This is a genomic window from Verrucomicrobiia bacterium, from assembly GCA_035460805.1.
In the GTDB taxonomy this organism is placed as follows: domain Bacteria; phylum Patescibacteriota; class UBA1384; order CAILIB01; family CAILIB01; genus DATHWI01.
Map to the genome: position 1 here is coordinate 1 of DATHWI010000125.1, position 2,071 is coordinate 2,071.

General features: G+C 57.5%; 3 protein-coding genes. 1 reads left to right on the forward strand and 2 read right to left on the reverse strand.

Translation table 11 applies throughout. The features are described 5' to 3' along the window. Positions 1 to 289: 289 nt before the first annotated feature. Both VLA04_05505 and VLA04_05510 read right to left on the reverse strand, forming a co-directional pair. Entirely contained in the window at positions 290 to 445 is a 156-nt protein-coding gene (locus VLA04_05505) for a hypothetical protein (GenBank protein ID HSI21123.1), read from the reverse strand. Positions 446 to 1,080: 635 nt separating this feature from the next. Continuing rightward, positions 1,081 to 1,230 carry a hypothetical protein gene (locus tag VLA04_05510; GenBank protein ID HSI21124.1) on the reverse strand — a complete coding sequence of 50 codons (150 nt, stop codon included), beginning with the start codon at positions 1,228 to 1,230 and terminating at the stop codon, positions 1,081 to 1,083. A gap of 375 nt (positions 1,231 to 1,605) precedes the next feature. On the opposite strand from VLA04_05510, the gene VLA04_05515 reads away from it, so the two are divergent. Beyond that, positions 1,606 to 1,779 carry a hypothetical protein gene (locus VLA04_05515; protein ID HSI21125.1) on the forward strand — a complete coding sequence of 58 codons (174 nt, stop codon included), beginning with the start codon at positions 1,606 to 1,608 and terminating at the stop codon, positions 1,777 to 1,779. The last annotated feature ends 292 nt before the right edge of the window (positions 1,780 to 2,071 follow it).

A 2,071-nucleotide genomic window follows, 5' to 3' on the forward strand; every position in this document is an offset into this window, starting at 1 on the left:
CCCATTTAACCCACCTAAACCCTTGGCGCAACAAGGGGTTATTGAGGTAACTACCCCCTGCAAACCGCCTGCTACCCGGTATAAAAACGCCCTCAATACTGCAAAACCGCTCATTGCAGCGCGCGGCCAGTTTTTACGGAAGGTCGCCTAAGTGGTGTTCCTCCTAGCACCCGGGCGGTCTCCGCTTTTTATTGTTGAGCTTGGTTTAGCACCGCCTCTCTGCCGGGCTCTCAAGAGCGGGAGAGGGAACCGATCTGGCTCCCTCTCCGTTTCTTTGCTGCTGATTATGCTAGGCGGCCTTCTTCTGGGCCTTCCAGGCTTGCTTGCACTCACGCTTGAAAGCGTGGCGGGTCTTCTTATCCGTCGGGAATGCGAGCTTTGCCGCCTCCTTACAGGGTGTACCAGCAGGGATATATGCTTGCGCCTTGTCCACGGACAAAGACATACCTTTGTCTTGGAATAGATGAAGCGATATAGGCGCCGCGCACAGCACTGCTGCTCCCAATAGAGTCGCTCCAATCACGCTTATCTTTTTCATGTGCATTCTCCGGTTGCCTGGCAAAGATACACAACATTGCTGGCCGGTGCGGGCCAAGCGCCGAAAACATATCAACGGGATTTGAAGGGTCAAACGCTAAGGTAGTGCGGTTTCGTACCGACCAAAGAGAAGCCCCGCTTTACGGGACGACCAGGCGCGGGGCTTGAGGAAGACATGCTGGAGCCTAGTGTGGAAGCACCAGGATGGAAGAAGCATACACCCTCCGAGGGACGTTCAAAATAGCTGCAAGAGCAAAAGGGAGAGGCCCGTTTGGATGGACACCGAGCCTCTCCCCGGTTCCACTCTAGGGGGGAACCTGTGATGGCAGGGAAACCATCACACCACTTAGCTAAGAGCTACTTCCCCTGTGACAACCCTCCAAGCGTCGAAACCGGACGTAGGAACACCCTTCCCAATCGCGTGTTGAATCGCTGCCGGTGAATGGCCCTCAAGCAGAGCCCACGGGCAATCAGCCCCGAGCTGAGAGAAGCCCGACTGTGGTGTTTGCCATGCAGTCGGGCTTCTTGCTTGGAACTGCTTCGCTATTCGGGACCGAGTAACGTTGGCAGCTTGGCGAAGTTGCTCGCCAACCGCCTTGCCTCGTCCATTGTCAGCACCCCTGCTGTTCCCGCGTCATTATCGTTCTCACGGGCATAGAAGTAGGCGAGCGACTGCCCGCTGGCGTCAACCACTTTGAAGCCTCCAGGCAAGCGTTGCACGGTCCAGGGCGGTGGGAAGCGGCGGTTGGGCATTGAACTTCGTGCGGTGGCGGTGCCGCGTATAATTAATCAGGGTTGAATGAGAAAAGAGCCCCGACCGCAGGGTCCAGGGCTCTTCCCGCTCCCATGAGGGAAAGCATTGGGCGAGCTACGCTAAACACACGACGAGATACGATGAGCTTACCGAACCCGGTGGGAGTCGAGTCGTCCATATAAGAGCGACGACTTAGGGCAACAAGCCTATGCGACGAAGCCCCGGAGCGGGGACACCGGGGCTTCTAGGTCGCTCTCGCGTTTGGGATAGGCTTTTGGGGAACGGGGGCTGTTAGGGAAGCCTATCCAACCTGCATGTTTCAACGTGCGGCAGTCGCAATCGTTCCTAGCGCCTTATCGCTGATCAGCTTCGTCCACCATGCGCTTGCCCTTCTCCGTAAGCCGGAGGAAGCGAGCGTAACCCTCGCGGCGTTGCTCGACGTAGCCAAGTTCCACGAGTTGATCCCAGGTTGTTTTGCGAACGAATAGTTGGCGGCTCGCTCCCAACTGGCCACCCAGAGTCTTAGCTTTCGAAGGGCGTTAGTTTGGCGGCTATTGAGCAGGGGCATGGCGCCGATTCTAGGGAAGCTCTTTCGCGCCCGCCACAGGGCATCGTAGCGGGCTTATCGCTTATCAGCTTCATCCACCACGCGCATGCCTTCCTCCGTAAGTCTAAGGAAGCGGCTGGAACCTTCGTGGCGATCCTCCACGTAGCCAAGCTCCACAAGCTGGGTCCAGGTCACTTGGCCAATGCCGGGGTAATTGGCGGCTCGCTCCCAAC

Excerpts from the sequence above, each read along its gene's own strand:
- VLA04_05515 (HSI21125.1), top strand. The coding sequence starts at position 1,606 with ATGTTTCAACGTGCGGCAGTCGCAATCGTTCCTAGCGCCTTATCGCTG.
- VLA04_05505 (HSI21123.1), bottom strand. The coding sequence starts at position 445 with ATGTCTTTGTCCGTGGACAAGGCGCAAGCATATATCCCTGCTGGTACA.